This is a genomic window from Flavobacterium sp. PL002 (genome assembly GCF_054165825.1).
In genome coordinates this window covers 87,926-112,731 of sequence record NZ_CM135110.1, presented here as the reverse complement: position 1 = coordinate 112,731, position 24,806 = coordinate 87,926, and the positions used below count along the sequence as shown (strand labels likewise).

The following is a 24,806-nucleotide window of genomic DNA, read 5'->3' as shown; positions in this document are numbered from 1 at the left end:
TGTACCTATGTAATTTTTGGCACGTAGATTATTAAACCGATAATTATTGCCGTTATTGCTGCAAAAAAAACAGCACCGGCTGCAATGTCTTTTATAAAACCGATTCTTTCATGGTAATTGGGATGGATAAAATCGGCTATTTTTTCAATGGCCGTATTCAATCCTTCAACACTTAATACTAAACCTATTGCTAGGGTCTGAAAAAGCCACTCAGAAGCAGTGATTTTGAAATAAATTCCGGCAATTGCCATAATTATTCCTAAAGAGAATTGCACCATTACACTGTGCTCTGTAGTGATTAGTTTTACTGCGCCTTTAAAAGCATAAGTAACACTTTTTAATCTTCCTTTAAAGAAAGAATTGTCTTTTTGAAATTCCATTAATCGAAAATTATAGTACTGCTAAAGCTGCTTCGTAGTTTGGTTCGTCAGCTATTTCGTTAACTTGTTCGGTATATAAAATAGTTCCATTTGCATCAGCAACAATAATTGCTCTAGAGTGTAATCCTGCAAGTGGTCCGTCTACAATTTCTAATCCGTTTGTTTCACCAAAATCACCTGAGTTAAAATCTGATAAATTGATTACATCTTCAAGTCCTTCAGCACCACAAAAACGTTTTTGTGCAAATGGTAAATCTCTTGAAATACAAAGAACAGTTGTGTTTTCTAATTTCCCTGCAGTTTCATTGAATTTTCTAACTGAGGCAGCACAAGTTCCGGTATCAACACTTGGAAAAATATTCAAAATTAAATTTTTACCAGCAAAAGTACTTAATGAAGCTACTGATAAATCATTTTGAACTAATTTAAAATCAGCTAATTTTGTTCCTACTTTTGGTAATTCTCCTGACGTATGTATTGGATTTCCTCCTAATGTGATTGATGCCATTTTGTTTGTTTTTTGTTAAGGTTCAAAAGTATGAAATTTATTTAAGATTTAGGATTTAACCGTAATATTTATAAAATACCGCAATCTATTGTAGTAGAATGCTTTTAGTTAGTTGGCTATATAAAATAGAAAAAACGCACTTAGTAGTAAGTGCGTTTTTGAATAGTCAAAACTAAATGGACAATTTATTTATCGATAGAACCTAAAACTCTTTTCATAAAAGTATTTAAGGCTTCCTTTTTATCAGTGCCCGTTTTTACCATTTTATGAACTTCAAGAGCGCCGTACATATTGGAAATTAATTCTGCTATAACATCTAACTCTTCGTCTTTAAGTGAAGGAATTTCTGTCATTGCTTCTAGAACATCGATCGTTTCAATAATGTAATCTTGATCGTTCTCCTCTATGAATTGGGTTAAATGCTTTATTACAGGTAATTTCATTCTTTTATTTTAGTTTAAGGTTTAAAGTTTTAAAAGTTTAAAGTTATGTCTTGCTTTAAAGAGCTATTTAGTTTAACATTAAACTTGGCAATCAAGCGAATCAACATTAAACTTCAAACACATCAATTAAACAATTTCGTTTACTAATTCAATTAGGACTTCTTGTTTATTTGTTTGCGTTTCATTTACTAGTTTCCCATCAACAAAAGTGGCAAAAGTAGGTAAGTTACTTACATTAGCAAGTTTTCTTGATTCAGGAGAATTTTCAGCATCTACAAGTACAAAAGTTACCCCTTCGTTTTCTGTTGCTAATTTCTTGAATTTAGGTTTCATGATTCGGCAGTTACCACACCATGAAGCAGAATATTGTACTACAACTTTATTGTTTGAATTTACAATATCAGCTAATGTATCTTCGGTTAAGTCTATTAACATATTTTTTTATTTAGTTACAAAGTTACTCAGAGGTAAAGTTGTAAAGGTTTTTTATTGAGTATCAAATTTAAAAGGTTGCAAAGTCTCAAAGTTTTATAAACTTTGTAACTAGTTACTCAAGAGATTAGTAACTTTGAGACTTTGTAACTCTTAATAATTTAGTTTGCGCTTAAGTAGTCAGCAGTACTTTTTCTGTCAGCACTCATTGCTTCTTTACCAGCTTCCCAGTTAGCAGGACAAACTTCACCTTTTTCTTGAACGTGTGTGTAAGCATCAACCATACGTAAATATTCGTTTACGTTACGACCTAATGGCATATCGTTAACACTTTCGTGGAAAATTTTACCTGTTTCATCAATTAAGTATGTAGCTCTAAAAGTAACATTAGAACCTTCAATAATAACTGAATCAGTTTCTTCACTATACTCAGTTGAGTCAATGTCAAGAATACCTAAAATATTAGATAAATTTCTGTTTGTATCTGCAAGGATTGGGTAAGTAACTCCTTCAATTCCACCATTATTTTTTGGTGTATTCAACCATGCAAAGTGTACTTCATTTGTATCACAAGAAGCACCAATTACAATCGTATTTCTTTTTTCAAATTCAGGTAATGCAGCTTGAAAAGCGTGCAATTCAGTTGGACATACAAAAGTAAAATCTTTTGGGTACCAAAACAAAAGTACTTTTTTGTTATTGTTTACTGCTTCGTCAAAGATGTTGATTTTCATGTTATCACCCATTTCTGAAATAGCATCAACTGCAATACTTGGGAATTTTTTTCCTACTAATGACATAAATTTATTTTTTATTGTTAATTTTTTTGATGGTGTAAAAGTAGGTAATAACAAGAGTTTTACTCTATTACTTCCAATTATATATATTTATAGATTGATAGTTTTTGATTATAGCAATAAAGGAAAAAGTCATAACTATTAGATAGCTATGACTTTATGGTTTTTTTGTTGTTGGTTTTTTGGTCTTTAGTTTAATTTGTTTTTTTATCAGTTACAAGTTGTCTTATTTTAATATTGAAAGCAGCAAATATAAGTGTCATAAACGGACTCAAGATATTGAAGAACGCATATGGTAGATAATCAAATGTTGATACTCCTAAAGTTCCTGATTGATAAGCTCCGCAAGTATTCCAAGGAATTAATACCGAGGTTACCGTTCCTGAATCTTCTAGTGTTCTACTTAAATTTTCAGGGGCCAATCCTTTTTCTTTATACGCTTTTGCAAACATTTTTCCAGGTACTACAATAGCTAAATATTGGTCAGATGCAGTAATGTTTAAGGCTAAACAACTTCCTACAGTCGAAGCAAACAATCCAAAGGTAGTATGTGCTAATTTTAATAAAGTTTGGCTAATTCTTGCCAAAGCGCCTATAGCATCCATGATTCCTCCAAAAACCATTGCACAAATAATCAGCCAGATTGTCCCTAGCATTTTTTGCATTCCACCCGAAGTAAATAAATCTGTAAGGGTTTTATTTTCTGTTGGGATAACAATTTTTCCTGTTATAGCATCCATTACCGCTTTATAGCCCGACTTAAAAGTCATGCTGTCAACGCCTGAAATGTGGTTCAATACCTGTGGCTGAAATATAATAGCAAAAATAGCTGCTAATAAAGTTCCCGCTAACAATGCAATTAGCGGTTCGGTTTTTTTGATAATTAGCCCAATTACAATTGCAGGGACTAAAAATAACCAAGCTGAAACCGTAAACGACGCTTCAATGTCTCTAAGTAAATCAGCTATGTTTACATCTCCTTTTATATCTACTGATAATCCTAAAATAATGAATAATAGTAAGGTAATAATGTAGGTTGGAATCGTAGTTAATGTCATGTACCTTATGTGCGTAAACAAATCAGTTCCCGCCATAGCAGGAGCAAGGTTTGTAGTGTCAGACATTGGTGAAAGCTTATCACCAAAATAAGCTCCAGAGATCACGGCTCCTGCCACCATTCCTAAATCAAAACCTAAGGCACCACCCACACCTATTAAAGCAATACCTACTGTAGCACTTGTTGTCCAAGAGCTCCCTGTGGCAATCGATATAATAGAACATATAATTAAGGTTGCGGGTAAAAATATAGCTGGACTTAATATTTGTAATCCATAATAGATCATCGATGGAATGATGCCGCTTACGAGCCAAGTTCCTGCTAAAGCCCCTACCATTAATAAAATTAAAATGGCTCCAGCGGTAGATTTAATATTCTCGGCCACCTCTTCGATCATTTTTTTATACGTGACTTTATTAAAGAAACCTACAATTGCCGCAATTGCTGCACCTAATAGCAAAACAAATTGATTACTACCACTCAACGCTTCATCTCCATAAACGTATACATTGTAACCCAACATAAGGATTAATGCTATGACTGGAATTAAGGCTTCGGTTATTGATAATTCTTTGTTTTTATTAATTTTGGTATCCATTCTATCGTGTTTGAGATTGCAATATAGATAAAAAAGTAGCTATAAGCCTAAAGTGAATGCTAGGAAACGAACTACATAGTGTTTGTTTTTTCAGAATTCTGTTTATGAAGAAGAGATGATTTGTTTTAGCTTATACTTTGATTTTAAGCTTGTTTTGGATTTATATTTTTGTTTTTTGTTGCCAAATAAATCCAATATTTCTATAAAAAGTGCACTTTAATTTTTTTTTAAAGTGTGGCTAAATTCCATTAAGATGTACGGGTAAAACACCACTACACAAACTATCATTCACTAATTGTTGGGCAGCAATTTCTTGGAATTCAGTAAAATCTTGGTAAAGCAGAATAATTCCTTCAGCGAGATGTAAATTTGGTATTACTTGCAAAGCGTACGGATTGCCAAAGACATAAAGTACACATTTTTTTGATGCTAATAAACTGCTCAATAATTCTAAAATTACGGGGGAAATGTCAAAATTATTCATTGGTTTTGCTTTTGGAACAAACAAGGCAATGATTATAGTATCGTAATTTTCTAGGTTTTTTTCTAAAATAGTATTGTCAATAGTAGCATCATTTTCTATGGCGAAAGTTTTCCCATTTAATTTTGGTGCCAAACTATTAAAAAAGGAATTCGTACTGTTTTTATAGAGACTTAGTAATGCTAATGTGCCTTTTTTAGATGCTTCTATAACTAATTTGGTACTATTCTTACCTTTGATTTTTGTAATACTCTTGCTAGCTATGCGACCGTTTAAATTAGCTGCAGTTTCAAAGTCTAAAGTAGGTTTTTCTATTGAATTTTCTTTATGGATACCTACTTTTTCCTTGCATTTCATCAAGCGTTTGTAACTTGCGTCAATGCGTTCAGGAGTGGCATTTTTAAGAATTTCATGAATTCCTTCAGGTACATTTTCAGCGAAGCATAGCACGTCGTTTCCAGCGTTAAAAGCTTCCCATTCTAATTGTCCTTTTTTAGGATATAATTTTGAAACACTGTGCATATTCAAGGCATCCGAAATTACTAAACCATCATACTGCAAACGCTTTCGCAAAAGGTCTTCAATCACTGGTTTTGATAGCGTAGCCGAGGTGTTCTTACCATCATTCAAGGCAGGAACAGCTAAATGTCCTATCATAATCGAATCGACATCATTTGCAATTCCTTGAATAAAAGGATACAACTCATTATCTAATAATTCATCTAAAGTTTCGTTTAAAATAGGTAATCCTAAATGGGAGTCAACGTTAGTGTTCCCGTGTCCAGGGAAGTGTTTTAAGCATCCTAAAACGCCTACATCACTCATTCCGCGCAAGTATTCTAATGCAAATTGGCTTACTTTTTCTTTGTTTTCTCCAAAAGAACGGTACCCAATTACTGGATTATTAGGATTGTTATTAATGTCAGCAAGTGGCGCTAGGTTGTAGTTAATTCCAACCGATTTTAAGTCCTGGCCTATTTGCTTTCCTACTTCGTAAACCAACTGTGATTCGCTTTCTGGTAACGCACCAAGTGTAATCGCATAGGGATATTGCGGTGTTTTTTCAACACGCATTGCTAAACCCCATTCGGCGTCAATACTCATTAATAATGGAGTGGGAGCACACTTTTGATAACGAACAATCAGGTCTTTTAACCTTTGGTAACTATCATCATTAAATTCAATTTTCTTTTTGGTTTCATAATTGGTTGCCGCACTAGCTTGACTATGAAAAAAAGTTAATCCCCCAATGTTGTATTCTCTAATAAGTTGTTCCGTAGCTTGAATATTTTCTTCGGTATCGTTGATAAAAACTGCTGGAAAAAAGAATTGCCCTATTTTTTGTTCTAATGTCATTGTTTTTTATTTTGAATCCGTAGTTTTTAGTCAAGAACTGGTCTTACGTATTGGGTATGTAAATTATGGATTTTTAGAATATTATTTAAGGGCAATGTTTTACTGTAAACGAGATCTATTTATTAACTCCCGACTTCTTTCCAAAATCTTTTGGAAAAATTAAAAATCGTGACAGAATTAAACCAGGAACTGTTGCTAGAAAAACCCAAATAAAGAAATTTCCATAACCTAAATATTCTTGAATGAATCCACTTGCCATTCCAGGAAGCATCATTCCTAATGCCATGAAACCTGTAGCGAGTGCGTAGTGAGAGGTTTTTGATTCTCCTTCGGCTACGTAAATTAAATACATCATAAAAGCGGCAAATCCAAAACCGTAACCAAATTGCTCCGCAATTACCGTTGCATAAATATAGTACACACTTGCAGGGTGAAAGTGCGCCAGTAGCACAAAACCAACGATAGGCAGGTGCATGGCTAGAATCATGGGTAGCATCCATTTTCCTAGACCGTCTCTAGAAATTACAATACCTCCAATGATTCCGCCTATGGTTAATGAAATAACACCAAAAGTCCCGTAAATAACTCCTACGTCTTGCGTTGTTAATCCCATGCCACCCACCGCTTGATCATCAATTAAAAAAGGAGTAAGCATTTTTAATAATTGTGATTCTCCTAATCTAAATAATAGTATAAAGGCAAGTACGATTCCTATTTGTTTCTTTTTAAAAAAACTAGAAAAAACGGAGGCAAACGAAGCGTTAGTAGCTTCAACAGAGTTTTTGGCAATTGCTTTTTCGGTTCTTGGCGTAGCAAAATAATTGTAAATCGTAATCAATGTCATTAGTAATCCCACAATAATCATGGTGTACGACCATGCTTTTTGTTTGTCGCCATATTCTTGTTCTAAATAACCACCTATGATCACAATCAAACCGTTTCCAGTAAGCATAGACAGGCGGTAAAAAGTACTTCTAATCCCTAGGAAAAAGGATTGTTGGTCTTTTTCTAAAGTCAATAAGTAAAATCCGTCACTAGCGACATCATTGGAGGCTGATGCAAATGCTGCAACCCAGAAAAAGGCAAGACTAATCACAAAAAAATGATTCATAGGAATCACAAAACCTACGGTTAAAAAAGCAATGGAGATCAGCAATTGCATCGCTAAAAACCACTTTCTTTTAGTTGCGTACAAATCAATAAACGGACTCCATAATGGTTTTATAACCCATGGTAAGTATAATAAACTAGTGTAAATACCAATGTCTTCATTACCTATTCCAAGATTCTTGTACATAATTACTGAAACCGATATGATTATCGCGTAGGGTAATCCCGAAGCAAAGTTTAATAACGGTATCCAATACCAAGGATTAGTGTCTGTTTTATTCATCTGTTTCAGTTTGAATGTGGGTTACTGCTGGTATGTAAGGCGGGTTTAATGTTGTTGGCAGACTTTCGTTACCAAAAAAATCAATAAAAGAAACAGCGTATGTAGTGTTTTTTTCTAATTGATCACTAGGAATAACCAAGTTAATGCTGTTCGCTTTTTCTTTAAAAGCAATTTTATTAATAATCTGGCTTGGGTTATTTGTATTTAATTTAAGACTGTCTTTTGCAGCATAAAGGAGCACATAACGCACTTTAGAATGTACAGGGAAATCCAGAGTGTATTTTTTTATGCTGTCGGTTTCTAATTTCTCACATACATATGGAATGTCTAAAACAATTTTTCTAGAATTAGGAACTACATAAGGAAGCGCTGGGTATTTGTATTGATTCTCAGCAAGTAATTGAGTTACCGCCTTGTTTTTATTAACAAACACTTTAGCACTAAAAAACGCATTTCCGCCTACGTTAGGGAAGGATCTTGTAATGTCAATTTGGTTAGGAATTTCTTCAGGATTAAACCATTTTTTATCAGAGTCGGTGTTGATTTTATAACTTCCGTTTCCTATGTATATTGCGGTGTTTTTTGAGTTTTCGGCCCACCATTTTAGCAGTTTTGAGTATGATGCTGTGCGGTGATCCATACTCCAATATAGCTGTGGTAATAAATAATCAACCCAGCAATTTTCCATCCACGCCATAGGGTCAGCAAATAAATCATCATAATTTGTTTGCCCTGATTGCGTATCAGATCCTCTAGGATCAACAGACTTGTTGCGCCAAACTCCAAAAGGACTGATTCCGAATTGTACCCATGGTTTTGCCTTTTTTATCGAATGAGAAACGGCCTCAACAAAAATATTGACATTATTACGTCTAAAGTCTTCAAGAGACATACCATTGCCATACAATTTATAAGAAGCAGCGTCATTAAAATTCTCACCTGTTACTTTGTAAGGATAAAAATAATCATCAAAATGAATGGCATCAATATCATATTTTTCAACGACTTCATCAACCACGGCAAGTAAATGGGCTTGTACTTCAGGAAGCGCAGGGTTGTAATACCATTTTCCAGCGTATTTTAACATCCACTCTGGGTGTTTGTAATAATCGTGCTCCTTGCTTAACTGTGCAGTATTCAAGTCCATTGTGGCGCGATAAGGATTCAGCCAGGCATGAAATTCAAAACCTTGATTGTGCGATTCAGTAATCATCCAAGCTAATAAATCTACATTTCCTTTAGTTGCTTGTCCTTGTTTACCGGTTAAGTATTTAGACCATGGTGCTAATTGTGTAGGATAGAAAGCATCACCTGCTGTCCTGATTTGCACAATTACCGCATTATAATTTAGTTTTTTATACGTATCTAAAATTTCTAGGAAGTCGGCTTTTTGTTTTTCAACAGAATCATTTCCTGATTTTGGCCAGTCAATATTTGCCACAGTAGCAATCCAAACTGCTCTAAATTCGTTTTTGGGATAGCTGCTTTTATCTTGAGCATTCCCTTTTGAAAAAGAAAGGAATAGGAGGAATAAGAAAGTGAGTACGTGGTTGTTTTGGGTCATTATTATGGAATTTTAATAAAGGTCAAAAATAGTTTTTTTAGCGAATTTTACGAGATATATCTACATTAAAATTTTATGGTTTTGTTTATAGCAATTTCTTTGCCAAATATAGCCTTTGTATTTTTGAAATGCACAGATTCTCTAGCCCCAACAGCAGTGGAAAGCCTTTGCAGGTTGCAAACTATTTTTTATGGTGCGGGCAGAGCGACCAGAGGAAGCTCCTGACGGTGCCTGTAAAAAAGGTTTGAAACCAAAAAGCTTGCAACGTATGCTGGGAAATAGCTCTAAAAAAAGCAAGAATTTGAGCGAAATTTTATGATTACAAAACACACTATTGCCTTATATTTGTAAAACATAAGCAATACACTACACAATGCCAACTCAAGATCAATTACCGCAATTAGCAGCATCAATAGACGGGAAACTTTTATATGATGACCTGCATAAAACACTCTATTCTACTGATGCATCTGCGTATAAACTGCGACCTATTGCGGCGGCATTGCCTAAAAATGAGCAAGATATTATAAAGATTCTCGCTTTTGCTACCGTCAATAAAATTTCGGTGACCCCTAGAACTGCGGGAACCTCCTTAGCAGGCCAAACGGTGGGTAGCGGAATTATTGTAGATGTATCCAAATTTTTTACACAGATAGTGGCTTTTGATAAAGATCAAAAAACGGTAACTGTGCAACCCGGTGTGATTAGAGACGAGCTGAATTTGTATTTAAAACCACATGGATTATTTTTTGGTCCCAATACGTCTACCTCAAATAGGTGTATGGTGGGGGGCATGGTGGGAAATAATTCCTCAGGAACCACCTCGATACGCTACGGTGTTACCAGAGATAAAATTGTGGCCATAAAAGCGGTATTGAGTGATGGGTCACAAGTAGTTTTTAAAGAATTAAGCTCAGCCGAATTTATCGAAAAAACAAAAGGTGATACACTTGAAAACAAAATATACCAAAGCCTGTATGCCGAGTTATCGAATGAGGCGACGCAAAAGGAAATTATAAAAGAATTCCCAAAACCAGAAATCCACAGACGAAATACGGGTTATGCCGTTGATATTTTGTTGCAATCAGATTTATTTGGTGGGAACCAACCTACGATAAATGTGGGGAAATTGCTTTGTGGTAGCGAGGGAACTTTAGCTTTTACCACTGAGGTTACTTTGCAGCTGGATGATTTACCACCTACAAATAATGTGATGGTAGTGACGCATTTTACTAGTATTCAAGAGAGTTTAGAGGCTGTTATGGTGGCTATGAAACACCATTTGTATACCTGTGAAATGATTGATGATACCATACTTGATTGTACTAAAACGAATAAGGAGCAAAGTAAAAACCGTTTTTTTATTCAAGGAGAGCCTAAAGCAATTATGCTTTTTGAAGTAGCCTCACACAGCAGTATGAAAGATGCTGAAGAGCAAGCGAATGCGTTGATAGCTGATTTAGAGAAAAATAATTTTGGGTATGCTTCGCCAAAGTTATACGGTGCCGATATTGATAAAGTAAACGAACTTAGAAAAGCAGGCTTAGGATTGCTAGGAAGTATTGTAGGAGATAATAAAGCAGCCGACTCTATTGAGGATACTGCAGTTGAATTGAGTGATTTACCTAATTATATAGCTGACTTTTCGGCGATGATGAAACGTCACGGTCAGGAAGCTATTTATTACGCACATGCGGGTGCGGGTGAGCTGCACTTGCGTCCGGTTTTGAATTTAAAAACAACGGAAGGCATTTACCAATTTAGAAATATTGCTACTGAGGTGGCGCATTTAGTGAAAAAATACCGGGGTTCATTGAGTGGAGAACACGGGGACGGAATTGTTCGTGGGGAGTTCTTACCATTTATGATAGGCGATAAAAACTACGAATTGCTAAAACGCATCAAATTGGTTTTTGACCCGAATTCTGTTTTAAATATGGGGAAAATTGTCAATGCGTTAAAAATGGATGAAAACTTGCGTTTTGAACCTGGAAGAGACGAACCCAACATTCAAACCATTCAAGATTTCTCAGACAGCATGGGGGTTTTAAGAGCCGCCGAAAAATGCAATGGTGCTGGAGATTGCCGTAAATTACCATCGGCAGGAGGAACCTTATGTCCGAGTTATCGTGCTACGCGAAACGAAAAAGATACAACCCGTGCCCGTGCGAATGCGTTGAGAGAATATTTAACGAACTCGGAGAAAGACAATAAATTCAATCATAAAGAACTCTATGACGTATTTGAACTTTGTGTGAGTTGTAAAGCGTGTGCTAGCGAATGCCCTTCTAATGTGGATGTTGCAGCGCTTAAAGCCGAGTTTTTATACCAATACCAAAAAGCAAATGGTTTCTCGTTCAGAAATAAAATTTTTGCTAATAATGCCAGGTTAAATAAAATGGGAAGTACTTTTCCAGCACTGACAAATTTTATTGCTAATTTGGCTTTAGTCAAAAAAGGAATGGGTGTGGCTCCAAAGCGTGAAGTACCGCTACTGGCTCCAAAAACGTTTAGAAAATGGCTTGCTGCAAATACACCAAAAGAAAATACTTTTGATAAAGGAAAACTCTATCTTTTTGTAGATGAATTTACTAACTATTATGATGTTCAAGTAGGTATTGATGCTTTTGAACTGTTAACTAAATTAGGTTATCAAGTTTTGACTGTTGCCCATGAGGAAAGCGCAAGAGCTTATATATCCAAAGGTTTTCTTGAAGAAGCGAAGGTTATTGCCAATAAAAACGTCACTGTTTTTAAAGGAATTATTTCAAATACGATTCCGTTAGTAGGGTTAGAGCCTTCTGGGATTTTGACATTTAGAGATGAGTATATTCGTCTTGCTGATGATAAGGCTTCCGCCGAAAAGTTGGCTAAAAACTGCTTGACGATTGAGGAGTTTTTCAAAAAAGAAATTACAGCGGGTAAAATACTATCCGAACAATTTAATGATGAAATTCGCGAAATTAAAATTCACGGCCACTGCCATCAGAAATCGCTAAGCTCCGTAGAAGCGACTTTTGCAATGTTGAATCTTCCTAAGAATACCACGGTGACCATTTACAACTCGGGTTGTTGCGGAATGGCAGGTTCTTTTGGGTATGAAAAAGAGCATTATGAGATCAGCATGCAAATGGGGGAGGACACATTATTTCCTAAAATTAGAAAAACGGCTCCATCGACTACTATTGCTGCTGCGGGAACAAGTTGCCGCCATCAAATTTTTGATGGAACAAGTAGAAAAGCGCAACATCCGGTAAGTATATTGCGTAGTTATATTAAATAAGAGTAAAATTAGGTGTTAAAAAAGAATTATTGCCTAATGGAGGCTGGTTTTAATTGTTTCTGATGAAGTTTTTAAAATAACTATTTGACTTTTAAGATTAACTTAAAAGTAAATTTGACTTAATTAAGTATTTCAATAAAAAAATAAGTGCAAATCATTGAGAATTGAATTTGTTTTATACATTTGGATTCTTAAATAAAGGTGCAGTATCTACAAGAAAAAGACCTGCTTTTTATGATATATTAATTTATACTAATAATTTCCTGATTATGGCAGTTTCGAGTTTGTTTAGAAAAAAAACAGTCCAAGACATATTAAAGCAAGTAGAAAAAAATGAGGCTGACGGACATGAAGCATTAGGAAGACATTTAACCGCCAGGGATTTAACTGCTTTTGGTATTGCTGCCATTGTAGGAGCGGGAATTTTTAGTACCATAGGAAAAGCAAGTGCCGATGGAGGTCCTGCTGTCATTTTTCTGTTTTTATTTACGGCATTAGCCTGTAGTTTTGCTGCTTTTGCTTACGCCGAATTTGCCTCTATGGTGCCGGTTTCAGGAAGTGCGTATACGTATTCGTATGTGGCATTTGGAGAATTAGTAGCATGGATTATAGGTTGGGCGTTGATTATGGAATACGCCATTGGGAATATCACCGTAGCCATTTCCTGGAGTGACTATTTTACGGGACTTTTAGAGAGCGGCGGCATACATCTCCCGCAATGGATCCAGATGGATTACCTTACCGCATCAAATGGATTTAAAGACGCTACGGCATTAATGCAAAGCGGAAAATCATACGAGAATTTAAGTGGTGCATTAAAAGCGGCTTACACTGCTTGGACCACTTCACCTACTATAGGTTCTTTTCATTTAGTGGCTGATTTACCCGCACTTTTTATTATTATTTTGATCACTGCTCTAGTGTATCGCGGGATGAAAGAATCACGTAATGCTAGTAACATGATGGTTGTTGTAAAACTGTGTATCATTTTATTAGTGATTGCAGTTGGCGTTTTTTACGTTGATACTGATAACTGGAGCCCTTTTGCTCCAAACGGGGTTAGTGGTGTGCTTAAAGGAGTGTCAGCAGTGTTTTTTGCCTACATTGGTTTTGATGCTATTTCTACCACAGCCGAAGAATGTAAAGATCCACAACGCGATTTACCTCGCGGAATGATGTGGGCCATTATCATTTGCACTATTTTATATGTAATCATCGCTTTAGTTTTAACCGGAATGGTTAATTATAGTTTGCTAGACGTAGGAGATCCATTAGCATTTGTTTTTGCCAAATTAGATTTGAAATGGATGTCGGGAATTATTGCGGTTAGTGCTGTGATTGCTATGGCAAGCGTTTTACTAGTTTTCCAAATGGGACAACCTAGAATCTGGATGAGTATGAGTCGTGATGGCTTGTTGCCAAAACGTTTTTCTAAAATTCACCCAAAATACAAAACACCCTCATACGCAACTATAGTTACGGGTTTTGTAGTGGCTATTCCTGCGTTGTTTTTGAACTTAACAATGGTAACTGATTTATGTAGTATTGGGACTTTGTTTGCCTTTGTACTAGTTTGTGCAGGGGTATTGGTATTGCAAAACAAGCCTAATATTCCAAGAGGAAAATTCAAAACACCTTATGTAAATTCAAAATATGTAGTGCCTTTTATGTTAGCGGCAGGTTTATTCTATGCCTTTAATTACAACCACAAAGCTACAATGGGTTTTATAACTAACGAAACTAAAATCAATACTGCTACAGCTATTATTACCTCTTTGAATAAAGAGGAATCTAAAAAAGTGTATGATTACCTAATAACAATTGATAGTAAAAATAAGGCTGCTGGAACACCAGATTTAGAAAACTTACTGATCCAGTACCAACAAAATGACGCTAAGTATGCCGAAGTGGTTGCTGGCTTGCCTATCGCAAAAGAATTGAAGTATGAAAGCGGTTTTAGTTTGTTCAAGCATAAAATACCAATGTGGATTTTCTTATTGGTTTTGATTGGATTAACGGTTTGGTCTTTCCGTCAAAATTTATCATTGATTCCGTTATTAGGATTGGTAAGTTGCTTGTACATGATGGCCGAATTAAGTGTTTGGAACTGGATTTATTTTACGATTTGGTTGCTGATAGGTTTAGTGATTTACTTTAGCTTTAGCCGAAAAAACAGTAAATTGAATTTTACCGAAGCGTAATAAATAGAATAAAAAAAAGCCGCCTTGATGATCTCAAGGCGGTTTTTTTTATAAATACGAAAATAGTAAAATGTAAGTAATGTTGTTTATATTTGATGTTGTGTATTAGTTATGCGAAAGTTGTTCATACTTATTAATCAGTTAAATAAATAGAAAAAATAAATGGAACCTTTATCAACAATTTTAGCTTACGTTTCTCTTAAGTTTATAGATCAATTCATAAAGGAAGAAGGTTACGGTCGTGTAAGGAAGTTTTTCTTCCCATCAAAGAGTTATCAAAACAGACTGATTAAAATCATATCTGAGACAATCGATGAATTTAAGGCAAAGAACCTAATCGAAATTACACATCCCAAATTCCCTTTTTATCACTCTAAAATTTTGTTTGATGAACTAAACAAGTATATTCTATTCAATAATTCACAAACCGATTATAGTTCTGTCATTGAATTATTGAAAAACAACTCCAATATTTTGATCCCTAGCACTAGTGAATTGGAAATGTTTTATGGGATTTTCAAAGGAAAGATTAACAATGACAATAAACTAAAGGAGTTATTTATTGAAGAAAATTACAAGACCAAAATCTTTGATTTAGGTGAAAGTCTCAATAACATAGAAAGAAAAATTGACATAATAAGTTCAATGGTTCAAACTCTGCACTCCGAAACGATATTTCAACCTGATCAACATTGGCTCAATGAGCAATGTGAATCATCAATTGATGATCTTGGAAAAAGGTATACTCCTGAGCTAAATGTAAAACTTGAGGTATCTGAAATATTCGAAGGTCTAGGAAGAACCGAAGAGTTCAAAAGGAAAATAACAGGGCAATTCGATCAGTTTCTGATAAAAGGAAAAAAGGTATTAAAGAATGAAACTGAAATAAAGGAAAGTCTAGAAAATTTAGAAAAAACCTTTGATGAATTACAAGCTTTGTTTCAAGATACTGATTTCCTAGGAACTGATTTAATTCCAGTAAATGAACTTGAAAACTTGTTGAATGAGTCTCATAGCTCCGTCCAAAAAATTTATGACTATTATATTACGGAAGAACGCAAGGTACAAAAAGAAAAAAATGACTACCAATATTATCATAAACACGGTACTGACTTAAGAAATATTAGAGAGTTCGAGCATGAGTTTTCTACTTTTCAAAATTTAATTCATGGTTCCTCATTTAAACTTGCTAATAATCCTTTTTTACTTCTAGATGGTGAAGCTGGTATAGGAAAATCACATTTGATTGGAGATGTAGTTACAAGAAGAATTAAGAAAAAACATGAAAGTGTTTTTGTTCTTGGTCAACATTTTGTGACGGAAGAAGATCCATGGACCCAAATTTTTAAAATGCTTCAGATTAATTATAAGTCCGAAGATTTTCTTAAAAAATTGAACTTAAGAGCCGAAGACTCTGGAAAGAGAATAGTTCTTTTTGTGGATGCAATTAATGAAGGAAAAGGTAACTACTTCTGGAACGAGTTTATAAAAAGCTTCATTAATGAGATAAAGAAATACAAATGGCTGGGTCTTGTATTAACTATAAGAACCTCTTACAAGAGTTTAATTTTTCCTGAAGATGAAATGACCAATCTTGACATAGTACAACATCATCACTATGGATTTAGGGATATTGAATATGAAGCAAGTAAATTGTTTTTTGATAATTATAAAATTGAATTGCCTAATGTACCATTATTGCACCCTGAGTTTCAAAACCCACTCTTTTTAAAACTATTTTGTGAAGGTATCAACAAGGCTGGGTTAACCCGTATTCCTGATGGTCTTCAAGGTATAACTTCAATTATTAACTTTTTTGTCAGAAATGTAAATATTGTTTTATCAAAACCAAAAAGAGTTGGGTACTCCGATAGTTTAAACCTAGTGCAAAAATCCATTTATGCTTTAATAAAATGTAAAGTTGACAAACAACTTAGATATGTTCCATATGAATTAGCTTATAAAGTTGTTAATGAATCCATTTCAGATTTTATTGACAAAAAAAACTTTATAGATGAACTAATTACAGAAGGTGTACTATCAAAGAACCGTTTTTGGAAAGAAGAGAATGATTATGAAGAAGGTGTTTATTTAGCGTATGAGAGATTTGAAGATCACCTAACTGTTCAATATTTGCTCGAACAATATTCTGAATTGGAGAAAGAGTTCACAGAAGATGGTAAACTCCACAATTATGTAAAAGATGAAAATGCGATTTATAGATATAAAGGATTAATTGAAGCTTTTTCAATACAGGTTCCTGAGAAAAAAGGATATGAGTTTTTCACTCTGATTCCTAGTCTTAAAGATAAATATCCAATTATAGAGTCTTTTGTTGAAAGTTTACTTTGGAGAAAGGTCGAAACCATTAATGATGAGTCATTAAACTATTTAAACGAACATGTGTTAACCTTCCAAGGCACAAATGATTATTTCTGGGAAATTATTATTTCAGTTACAGGAATTCCAAACCACTACTTTAATGCTCGTTTTCTAAATAATCACTTAATAAAATTTTCTCTCGCTGAGAGAGATGCAGATTGGACTCAATTACTCAGATACAAATATGATGATGAATCATCAGTAAAACGACTTATAGATTGGGCTTGGAATCAGGCGGACAAATCACACATTTCTGATGAATCGGTTTTGCTTTCAAGCATTACCTTGACATGGTTCCATACTTCTACCAATAGAAAACTTAGGGATTGTTCTACAAAAGCACTGATTTGTTTATTGCAAAATAGGCTTGATATATTGTTAGCACTTCTGAAAATGTTTAAAGAGGTTAATGACCCATATGTGTATGAACGTCTATTTGCTGTTGCTTACGGCTGTGTATTAAGAACAAGTCAAAAGGAAAAGATAAAAGAGCTAAGTGAAAATATTTTCAAAACGGTATTTAGCGATCCAAAATCTGTAATTCCACACATATTATTAAGGGATTATGCAAGAGGAACAATTGAATATGCGCATTATATTGGTATAGAATTAAGCTTCGATTTATCAATGGTTCGACCACCATATCAAAGTATTTGGCCAGAAGAGATTCCTTCTCGTGAAGAAATGGAAGAAAAATTTGATAATGATAAATACTGGGATATTTGGCATTCAGTAATGGGATTTGAAGACTTTGCAAGGTATACAATAGGAACTAATAGTGGCTCCTCTGAGTGGTCGGGTTGTAAAAAAGGTGAAATTCCAGTCGATAGAGAACAAGTCTTTAAAGATTTCAAGAATAAATTGAATCCTGAACAATTAGAATTATTGAATAGCCTTGACCCAATAATAACTGAAGAATCTGATGAAAGTCTAAATATAGGAGATAGTATAATTAATTTTAAGACGGCAGTTGGCAGGAAAACTGAAGAAGAATTAATCCAATTAAGTGATGACTTTAAAAAATCATTGTCATTTGAGTTATTGTCGGAATATGAAAAGGAAGTGGAGCCTTTTTTAGATCACAATCATAAAATTATAAATACCGGAAAGTATTTTGATTTAAGGATTGCTCAAAGATTAATCTTTTCAAAAGTTATAGAACTTGGATGGAATCCTGAATTACATCTTTCTTTTGATAAAAAAAATCATTCTAGAGGAAGAAGTGCTTCTTCTAACGAACGAATAGGAAAGAAATATCAATGGATAGCTTATTATGAATACATGGCACTGTTATCTGATAATTTCATAAAGCAAGAAAGATGGGGGGAGAGAAAAGAAGCCCCTTATCAAGGACCTTGGGATCCTTATGTTAGAGATATTGATCCAACATTGTTGATTAGTGAAACTGGAAGTTATAATGATGAACGGCCACAAGATTTCTGGTGGGTTAATAACAAATTATTTAATTGGGATTGTACCAATGAAAGCTGGGTAAATGATTCAAATGTTTTGCCTAACATGGAAGAAATTATCCAAATAAAAGATGATGAAGATACAGAGTGGTTGGTTTTGGAAGGTTATCCATCTTGGTCAGAACCAAAAAAAATTGGAGAAGAAAAATGGGATCAACCACATAAAGAGTTTTGGTGTCAGATTAGAAATTATCTAGTTAAAGATGATGAATACGATTCATTTAAAGATTGGGCTATTCAACAAGAATTCATGGGGCGTTGGATGCCTGAAAGCGGAGATAGATATGAAATGTTCAGCAGAGAATATTATTGGTCACCTGCTCAGGACTATTTTACAACTGAATATTATGGAGGTACAGAATGGAGAGAAGTTCATGACCAGGATTCAGGGGAATATGTAGCAGAAGTAAATGTAACTGCACAAGGCTTTTTATGGGGGGAGGAGTTTGATAAGTCAAAAGTAGAAACAATTAGCTTTTTAAAACCAAGTACAGTTATTCATAAGGGTATGGATTTAAAATATAGTTTAAGAGAAGGTGAGTTTATTGATAGTTCCAAGGCAGTCGAGTGTTTTGCATCAAATGTTTATCATAATTCGAAATCTTATTTGCTTGTTCGAAAGCATTCATTTTTAAAGTTTTTAAATGAAAACAATTTAAAGATTGTCTGGACGGTATTAGGAGAAAAACAAATAACAAGCGGTAGATCATTCGGAACTACTAATCTTGGTAGGTTGGAATTGAATGGTGCGTTTTATTTAGATGACTCAGAGGTAGTTGGAAGTATGAGAATAAAAAATAAATAAACAACGAGAGCATAATATCGATATTGTAAAATTTTAAGTTTTGTGCTTTATGAAAGTATATTTAAAATTTCAAATTCTATTTTTCAAACTAAAATTTGTATTAGAAATTTCCCATTTCTATAAGCCAGTAGAGGTTAATTTTAAAAAAAGATTATTGGTACACCAAGTTTAGAAAATTTATTGATCTAAGATCAACAAAATGACGCCAAATAATCCTTAGTGGTTTTAGTTTGTTCAAGCACAAAATACCAATGTGGATTTTCTTATTGGTTTTGGGTGGATTAACGGTTTGGTCTTTCCTTCAAAATTTATCTTTGATTCCGTTATTAGGATTGGTAAGTTGCTTTTACATGATGGCCAAATTAAGTGTTTGGAACTGGATTTATTTTACGATTTGGTTGCTGATAGGTTTAGTGATTTATTTTAGCTTTAGCCGAAAAAATAGTAAATTGAATTTTACCGAAGCGTAATAAATAATATAAAAAAAACAAAGCCGCCTTGATGATTTCAAGGCGGTTTTTTATAAATACGAAAATAGTAAAATGTAAGTAATGTTGTTTATATTTGATGTTATATATTAGTTAGCAGTAATGCGGTTGGAGCGAAAAAAAAAATGTAAATAACTATCATTATCATAGTAAAAAGATAAGATAGAACAAATAAAAAATATGCAAATAGAATATATACAAAATAAAGGAATTATTCTTGGTGGAAATGAACTTTTTTGGAATGAAAAACGAAGCATAATAAGAAACCACCTTGAAAACAAACATCAAGAAGATGATAGAATTTTCACAATGGATGCTTATTTTGAAGATGAAGAACCAAAAATAATTAATCAAAAAAGAGATGTCTACGAAAATTTTAATTCCGTTGAAAATCTTTTTTTCATAATTTATAATGAAAATGATGAATTTATAGAATTTGAATTCCATACAGATATTGATGTTCAAATTGAAAAAATTAATATAAAATCAGGACAAGAATTAACTGAAATTATAAATAAATTTGAAAAAAATTCTCATAAAGTATTTGAAATCGAAGAAGGTAATTATTTAATTCCTTCCTTAAAAATTAGCTTAATGGATGATGAATATATGGGCGGAAATAATGAAAATACTCTTTCATACTTTTATGTTGCAAAAGACATTTCGCATTTAGAAGACGAAATAACTGAATAAATAATAAAGCACTACTGCTAACAGCGGTTTGCAAAAATGGCGAAATATGTGGTAAATTCACGTTTATCTTTCGCAAGAAATTTTATCTTAGCCGAAAATAATCGGTCACGAAGTTCGCCACTTCTGCAAGCCGCGACACGTTGTAAGTCAGTTTAGTAGATGTGGCGTCCTAAAATAGGTTGACTAAAATTTAAACACCTTTAGTAACCAATGGAAACACCCGAAAATCAGCCCGTCCGAAGAAGAAACGGCAAACAAGTAAGTTTTGAATACAAACTTTTTGTAATTCAACAAATCAACAATGGACAAATTTCTTTAAATTACGCTTCTAAAAAATACGATATTTCTAAAAGCACAATCGAATACTGGATGAAAAAACTAACCAATTACGAGCAAACCAACAAAGGTATTAGCAAAGACGATGAAATTCGTAAACTAAAAAGCCAAATAGAAGATTTAGAAGGAATTAAAGCCTTTCAACAAGAGTTAATCATTGAATTTGAATCCGTTACAGGAGAGGAACTTTCAAAAAAGTACTTGCCCGAGTGGTTAGCAAACGAAATCCAGAGAAAGAAGAAAAAGCTTTTAAAATAAAATGGATTTACGAATCACTCGGGCTAAGCAAACAAGGATATTATCAAAGAATTGCTTCCGATAAAATTAAACAAATTCGTAATAATACCGTAGTTGATTTAGTATTAGAAATACGTGAAAGAATGCCTGGAACAGGAACCAGAAAACTCTTAGATCATTTAAAAGAAAAATTTGTTCAAAACGACATTAAAATGGGAAGAGATGCACTATTTGATTTGCTTAGATCGAGAGGATTATTCATAAAAAGAACTAAACGTTTTCATATCACAACTGACTCTAAACACTTCTTTTTCAAATCCCCTAACCTATTATACAATCTAGCAATAACGCACGCTGAACAAGTTTTTGTTGCTGATATAACCTATATAAAAACCGATGCAGGTCATGCCTATTTAGCCTTAGTTACAGATGCCTATTCTAGAAAAATAATGGGTTGGGCATTAGAAGACAATATGCGAGTAGAAATGGTGAAAAATGCGCTTAAAATGGCTCATCAAAATTGTATTTTTAATCCTAAAAACATTATTCATCATAGCGATAGAGGCATACAATATTGCTGTCCAGATCATAGCGAATTTGCTGAAGGAAAAGGCTTTATATTAAGTACAACTCAAAAATATGACCCTTATGAAAATGCAATTGCAGAGCGAATAAACGGAATTTTAAAATATGAATTTGGATTAAAAAGAACCTTAAAATCAGTTCAAATAGCAAAAGTAATGACAAAAGAAGCCATTGAAATTTACAATAATGAAAGAACGCATTGGAGCCTTGATTTAAAAACACCACAATCCGTTCATTTACAATACAATAAACAGATAAACAAATCTTATAAAAAAGAAAATAAAGTTGCCGTTTAAAAACCAATTTACTACTATTGTAAGACTATGTGAGGATGGAAACGAGCAATGCTGAGGAGCAACTCGAATAGTGCCAAAATCATAGTCAAAGAAAATGAAGATGGCATTTTTAAAATGCCACTTCTTTTAATCTTCATTTTTTTTGAAGGAAAAACTAAAAAAACCTAACCCAAAATTGACAAGCCAATTTTATAGTATTAAGCCTAATTATTAACAAAAAAAGGTCAACGTAGGCTAGGACAAGACAAGAAACCGTAAAAACGACAGAAAACCAACAGAAAAATGAAAAAATATTTTATAATTTTAATTTCAATCTTATTTATAAGTTGTGCTTCTTTTGGCGATGAAAAATCAAAATTTCAAAAAATAAATATTAGTAATGTAACTACTTTAAATGGTAATTATTCAGTTTTTGCAATTAAGAAATCAAATAAATCATATCCATACTTTGATAATGCAAACGAAAAATTTTACAGAAAATATGGAAGAGACAAAAGTGATACGATTAAATTTGATACAATTAACGGTGGGGATTTTAAAATTTTAGTTAAGAATGAGAAAGAAATCAATTTAGAATTTATTGCAAATAATAAGATTCTTAAAAGTCAAACTCTAAAATATAAAATTAAAGACGACGGATTTCTACATATAAAAAACAAAAACACATTAATTTGGGGAATACCATATCTTTTTGGAGGAGTTGATGTAAGAAAAGTGAGAATTGCATTATCTGAAAATAATGATTTGATAATAAATGATGTCTTTGATAGTTCAGGTGCATTTTTATTGATTTTTGGAGACGCTAAAGTTTGGGAAAGAACAAATAAATATAAACGACTATGAAAGGGCTAAATAAAAAACCGAACGCACAACAGCGGTTTGCATAAATGGCGAAATATGTGGTAAATTCACGTTTATCTTTCGCAAGAAATTTTATCTTAGCTGAAAATAATCGGTTACGAAGTTCGCCACTTCTGCAAGCCGCGACACGTTGGTTATTTTATTGCAGAAAAACTCATAAAAGTATATATGGAAATAATCGATTTGAATAAAACGGTTGGGAAATCTATCCAAGAATTTTATGATAAAAATGTCTTTGGAGAGGATGGAGGAATAAATAAGAAATTTGCTTGGATAAAATTTGGTTTCATTTCAATTCCACTTCCAAACTTTGAAAGCAGAAAAAAAAATGTTTATTTGCACGACATTCACCACATAATTACTGATAATAATATCTCTTGGAAAGGAGAAAGTGCAGTATCAGCTTGGGAAATTGCCTCAGGAGGTTGGGGGAACTTTGTCATACCTTGGCTTTTGACTCTTTGGGCTATGGGGTTAGGGGTTTTATTTCACAGAAAATCTACCTTAAAAGCATTTACAAATGGACGTACTATGAGAAATGCGCTAACTTGTGGATTGACAAAATCAGAAATTTGTAATCTAACAGTAGCAGCAATTAGAGCAAAAGTTAGCAATCAAAATAATACGAACAAAAGTTTCTTATTGTGGTCAACAATCAGTTTGATTATCTTTTTTCTACCATTTGTTCTTGGCGGAATAGTATTAATTGAAATAATAAACTTGTTTTAGACTTAAAAAAAATAGAGAAACAGACACTAACAACAGGTTTTCAAAATTGGTAAAAAAGTAATAAATTCATGTTTATCTATAGCAATACTACTATCTTAATAAAAATGTCACGGTTAACAAGTTTCCCAATTTTGCTTGTCGTAAGACGTTAGTTGTCAGTTTACAGATCCAATAAAAATAGAAGGAAAAATGATTGACATTAAATATAAATTAACTGAAGAAGATATTTTAGAATTAAATCTATATCATTTTGATGTTGAAAAATCATTTAAAAAAAATTCAGAAAAAATAATATTTTTATTTTTAATAATTATCTCTGTATTAATTGTAATTTTTATATACCAAGAACAGAATTTCAACGCTATAATGTTAGCATTAATTGCCTTTTTTATTTTAATTTTTCACAAACAAATTATGAGAAATAAATATAAATAAATATAAAAAAATATTCAAAAAAAGTATTCAGCAATATAAAAATAGATTTGACACAATTGTAGAATTTAAAATTACTGAAAATGAAATTGATGTTAAAAGTGTTGCAGGAAACACACAATTTTATATGTCTCAAATCAGAATTATAATTGAAACTCAAGGATATTTTTTTATTCGTTTACAGCCAGAAGCAATTATAATTCCTAAAAGAGAACTAGATAATGCCGAAAACACGACTGAAAATTTAAAAGCGTTAGCGAGAAGTTTAAATATTGAATACCAAGAAAATCTTAAATGGAATTGGTAAAAACGGAACTGTTACAATCAGTTTGTAATTTTTTTAGCTTTGGCCCAAAAAAACAAAATTGAATTTTACCGAAGCATAATAAGTAGCATAAAAAAACAAAGCCGACTTGATGATTTCAAGGCGGTTTTTTTATAAATACGAAAATAGTAAAATGTAAGTAATGTTGTTTATATTTGATGTTGTGTATTAGTTGGTGGCAAGATTGTCTTAAATAACTAAAAATCAGTAATTAAAGATAAAAATGGAGTTAAATAACAGAAAATCATATTTAGAATTAGAAGTTATTTGGAAAGATGAAGATATGTTTGAATTTCGAGTAATTGCTTCAAATGGTCGCTATTTTGGTATTACCGAAGTTTATGAAACAAGCGAATCTTTAGAAGGTTTTGCCAAATCATTATTTCAATTTCCTAAAAATGATTCAAAATTATTTTACGAAATGGGTAAGAAAGATAGTTACGCATATTTCTCAATGAAATATCATTGCATTGACAATGCAGGACATTTAGGAGTTGAATTAAATCTGGAAGAAAATGTTTCTACTGAATACAGAAGTGAAGAAAAAGATAAGCTGAAACTTGAAATAATTATTGAACCATCAGCAATTGACAATTTTCAAAAAGAATTAATTCAAATTGCAGAAAATCAAGAAGGAAAAGCAACGCTTTTTGGTCGAAATAATTAATTAAT

At 33.0% G+C, this 24,806-nt stretch carries 20 protein-coding genes and 1 pseudogene; 12 read left to right on the top strand and 9 right to left on the bottom strand.

Going from position 1 to position 24,806, the window contains the following annotated elements; all coding sequences use genetic code 11:
• Positions 1–5: 5 nt before the first annotated feature.
• From ACVEGE_RS00460 to ACVEGE_RS00420, 9 genes are all read right to left on the bottom strand, one after another.
• Positions 6–380, bottom strand: coding sequence for a diacylglycerol kinase family protein (locus ACVEGE_RS00460; RefSeq protein ID WP_173854210.1), 375 nt, complete (start codon positions 378–380; stop codon positions 6–8).
• A 10-nt stretch (positions 381–390) separates the two neighbouring features.
• Positions 391–888 (bottom strand): thiol peroxidase, encoded by a 498-nt coding sequence (gene tpx, locus ACVEGE_RS00455; RefSeq protein ID WP_192500861.1) that lies wholly within the window; start codon positions 886–888, stop codon positions 391–393.
• A 185-nt stretch (positions 889–1,073) separates the two neighbouring features.
• The gene (locus tag ACVEGE_RS00450; protein ID WP_173854208.1) at positions 1,074–1,331 is read right to left on the bottom strand and encodes a DUF6952 family protein; all 258 of its coding nucleotides are present in this window, start codon (positions 1,329–1,331) and stop codon (positions 1,074–1,076) included.
• 126 nt (positions 1,332–1,457) lie between these two features.
• Complete coding sequence (locus ACVEGE_RS00445; RefSeq protein WP_192500862.1) at positions 1,458–1,766, bottom strand: thioredoxin family protein; 309 nt, start codon at positions 1,764–1,766, stop codon at positions 1,458–1,460.
• A gap of 158 nt (positions 1,767–1,924) precedes the next feature.
• On the bottom strand, positions 1,925–2,563 hold the full coding sequence (locus tag ACVEGE_RS00440; protein ID WP_173854206.1) for a peroxiredoxin: 639 nt from the start codon (positions 2,561–2,563) through the stop codon (positions 1,925–1,927).
• A 191-nt stretch (positions 2,564–2,754) separates the two neighbouring features.
• A complete protein-coding gene (gene nhaC, locus ACVEGE_RS00435) occupies positions 2,755–4,215 on the bottom strand; it encodes a Na+/H+ antiporter NhaC (RefSeq protein WP_173854205.1) in 1,461 nt (486 codons plus the stop codon).
• A 238-nt stretch (positions 4,216–4,453) separates the two neighbouring features.
• Positions 4,454–6,052 carry a glycoside hydrolase family 3 protein gene (locus ACVEGE_RS00430; protein ID WP_192500863.1) on the bottom strand — a complete coding sequence of 533 codons (1,599 nt, stop codon included), beginning with the start codon at positions 6,050–6,052 and terminating at the stop codon, positions 4,454–4,456.
• 115 nt (positions 6,053–6,167) lie between these two features.
• The gene (locus ACVEGE_RS00425) at positions 6,168–7,445 is read right to left on the bottom strand and encodes an MFS transporter (protein WP_173854203.1); all 1,278 of its coding nucleotides are present in this window, start codon (positions 7,443–7,445) and stop codon (positions 6,168–6,170) included.
• Positions 7,438–9,009 carry a glycoside hydrolase family 10 protein gene (locus ACVEGE_RS00420; RefSeq protein WP_192500864.1) on the bottom strand — a complete coding sequence of 524 codons (1,572 nt, stop codon included), beginning with the start codon at positions 9,007–9,009 and terminating at the stop codon, positions 7,438–7,440. Before ACVEGE_RS00420 ends, ACVEGE_RS00425 begins: the two co-directional genes overlap by 8 nt.
• A 373-nt stretch (positions 9,010–9,382) precedes the next feature.
• Between ACVEGE_RS00420 and ACVEGE_RS00415 the strand changes: the two genes are divergently transcribed.
• From ACVEGE_RS00415 to ACVEGE_RS00360, 12 genes and pseudogenes are all read left to right on the top strand, one after another.
• Positions 9,383–12,292: an FAD-binding and (Fe-S)-binding domain-containing protein gene (locus tag ACVEGE_RS00415; protein WP_192500865.1), complete on the top strand. Its 2,910-nt coding sequence runs from the start codon at positions 9,383–9,385 to the stop codon at positions 12,290–12,292.
• 269 nt (positions 12,293–12,561) lie between these two features.
• Positions 12,562–14,493, top strand: a complete 1,932-nt coding sequence (locus tag ACVEGE_RS00410; protein WP_173854216.1) for an amino acid permease — start codon at positions 12,562–12,564, stop codon at positions 14,491–14,493.
• Positions 14,494–14,655: 162 nt separating this feature from the next.
• A complete protein-coding gene (gene avs2, locus ACVEGE_RS00405; RefSeq protein ID WP_192500866.1) occupies positions 14,656–19,152 on the top strand; it encodes an AVAST type 2 anti-phage system protein Avs2 in 4,497 nt (1,498 codons plus the stop codon).
• Positions 19,153–19,370: 218 nt separating this feature from the next.
• A pseudogene (locus tag ACVEGE_RS00400) lies at positions 19,371–19,622 on the top strand (amino acid permease C-terminal domain-containing protein); the annotation flags it as partial.
• A gap of 198 nt (positions 19,623–19,820) precedes the next feature.
• Positions 19,821–20,333 (top strand): hypothetical protein, encoded by a 513-nt coding sequence (locus ACVEGE_RS00395; RefSeq protein ID WP_173857105.1) that lies wholly within the window; start codon positions 19,821–19,823, stop codon positions 20,331–20,333.
• Between the two features lie 210 nt (positions 20,334–20,543).
• Positions 20,544–20,927 (top strand): helix-turn-helix domain-containing protein, encoded by a 384-nt coding sequence (locus tag ACVEGE_RS00390; protein ID WP_192500867.1) that lies wholly within the window; start codon positions 20,544–20,546, stop codon positions 20,925–20,927.
• Positions 20,879–21,787 (top strand): IS3 family transposase, encoded by a 909-nt coding sequence (locus tag ACVEGE_RS00385; protein WP_192500868.1) that lies wholly within the window; start codon positions 20,879–20,881, stop codon positions 21,785–21,787. Before ACVEGE_RS00390 ends, ACVEGE_RS00385 begins: the two co-directional genes overlap by 49 nt.
• Before the next feature lie 282 nt (positions 21,788–22,069).
• A complete protein-coding gene (locus tag ACVEGE_RS00380; protein WP_173857106.1) occupies positions 22,070–22,630 on the top strand; it encodes a hypothetical protein in 561 nt (186 codons plus the stop codon).
• 186 nt (positions 22,631–22,816) lie between these two features.
• Positions 22,817–23,377, top strand: a complete 561-nt coding sequence (locus ACVEGE_RS00375) for a hypothetical protein (RefSeq protein WP_173857107.1) — start codon at positions 22,817–22,819, stop codon at positions 23,375–23,377.
• A gap of 189 nt (positions 23,378–23,566) precedes the next feature.
• Positions 23,567–23,812 carry a hypothetical protein gene (locus tag ACVEGE_RS00370; protein WP_173857108.1) on the top strand — a complete coding sequence of 82 codons (246 nt, stop codon included), beginning with the start codon at positions 23,567–23,569 and terminating at the stop codon, positions 23,810–23,812.
• 124 nt (positions 23,813–23,936) lie between these two features.
• Positions 23,937–24,116 (top strand): hypothetical protein, encoded by a 180-nt coding sequence (locus tag ACVEGE_RS00365; RefSeq protein WP_254598224.1) that lies wholly within the window; start codon positions 23,937–23,939, stop codon positions 24,114–24,116.
• A 241-nt stretch (positions 24,117–24,357) separates the two neighbouring features.
• The gene (locus ACVEGE_RS00360; RefSeq protein WP_192501913.1) at positions 24,358–24,801 is read left to right on the top strand and encodes a hypothetical protein; all 444 of its coding nucleotides are present in this window, start codon (positions 24,358–24,360) and stop codon (positions 24,799–24,801) included.
• Positions 24,802–24,806 lie beyond the last annotated feature (5 nt).

Coding starts and splice junctions, on each gene's coding strand:
- ACVEGE_RS00460 (WP_173854210.1), bottom strand. CDS start 380: ATGGAATTTCAAAAAGACAATTCTTTCTTTAAAGGAAGATTAAAAAGT.
- tpx (WP_192500861.1), bottom strand. CDS start 888: ATGGCATCAATCACATTAGGAGGAAATCCAATACATACGTCAGGAGAA.
- ACVEGE_RS00450 (WP_173854208.1), bottom strand. CDS start 1,331: ATGAAATTACCTGTAATAAAGCATTTAACCCAATTCATAGAGGAGAAC.
- ACVEGE_RS00445 (WP_192500862.1), bottom strand. CDS start 1,766: ATGTTAATAGACTTAACCGAAGATACATTAGCTGATATTGTAAATTCA.
- ACVEGE_RS00440 (WP_173854206.1), bottom strand. CDS start 2,563: ATGTCATTAGTAGGAAAAAAATTCCCAAGTATTGCAGTTGATGCTATT.
- nhaC (WP_173854205.1), bottom strand. CDS start 4,215: ATGGATACCAAAATTAATAAAAACAAAGAATTATCAATAACCGAAGCC.
- ACVEGE_RS00430 (WP_192500863.1), bottom strand. CDS start 6,052: ATGACATTAGAACAAAAAATAGGGCAATTCTTTTTTCCAGCAGTTTTT.
- ACVEGE_RS00425 (WP_173854203.1), bottom strand. CDS start 7,445: ATGAATAAAACAGACACTAATCCTTGGTATTGGATACCGTTATTAAAC.
- ACVEGE_RS00420 (WP_192500864.1), bottom strand. CDS start 9,009: ATGACCCAAAACAACCACGTACTCACTTTCTTATTCCTCCTATTCCTT.
- ACVEGE_RS00415 (WP_192500865.1), top strand. CDS start 9,383: ATGCCAACTCAAGATCAATTACCGCAATTAGCAGCATCAATAGACGGG.
- ACVEGE_RS00410 (WP_173854216.1), top strand. CDS start 12,562: ATGGCAGTTTCGAGTTTGTTTAGAAAAAAAACAGTCCAAGACATATTA.
- avs2 (WP_192500866.1), top strand. CDS start 14,656: ATGGAACCTTTATCAACAATTTTAGCTTACGTTTCTCTTAAGTTTATA.
- ACVEGE_RS00395 (WP_173857105.1), top strand. CDS start 19,821: ATGCAAATAGAATATATACAAAATAAAGGAATTATTCTTGGTGGAAAT.
- ACVEGE_RS00390 (WP_192500867.1), top strand. CDS start 20,544: ATGGAAACACCCGAAAATCAGCCCGTCCGAAGAAGAAACGGCAAACAA.
- ACVEGE_RS00380 (WP_173857106.1), top strand. CDS start 22,070: ATGAAAAAATATTTTATAATTTTAATTTCAATCTTATTTATAAGTTGT.
- ACVEGE_RS00375 (WP_173857107.1), top strand. CDS start 22,817: ATGGAAATAATCGATTTGAATAAAACGGTTGGGAAATCTATCCAAGAA.
- ACVEGE_RS00370 (WP_173857108.1), top strand. CDS start 23,567: ATGATTGACATTAAATATAAATTAACTGAAGAAGATATTTTAGAATTA.
- ACVEGE_RS00365 (WP_254598224.1), top strand. CDS start 23,937: ATGTCTCAAATCAGAATTATAATTGAAACTCAAGGATATTTTTTTATT.
- ACVEGE_RS00360 (WP_192501913.1), top strand. CDS start 24,358: ATGGAGTTAAATAACAGAAAATCATATTTAGAATTAGAAGTTATTTGG.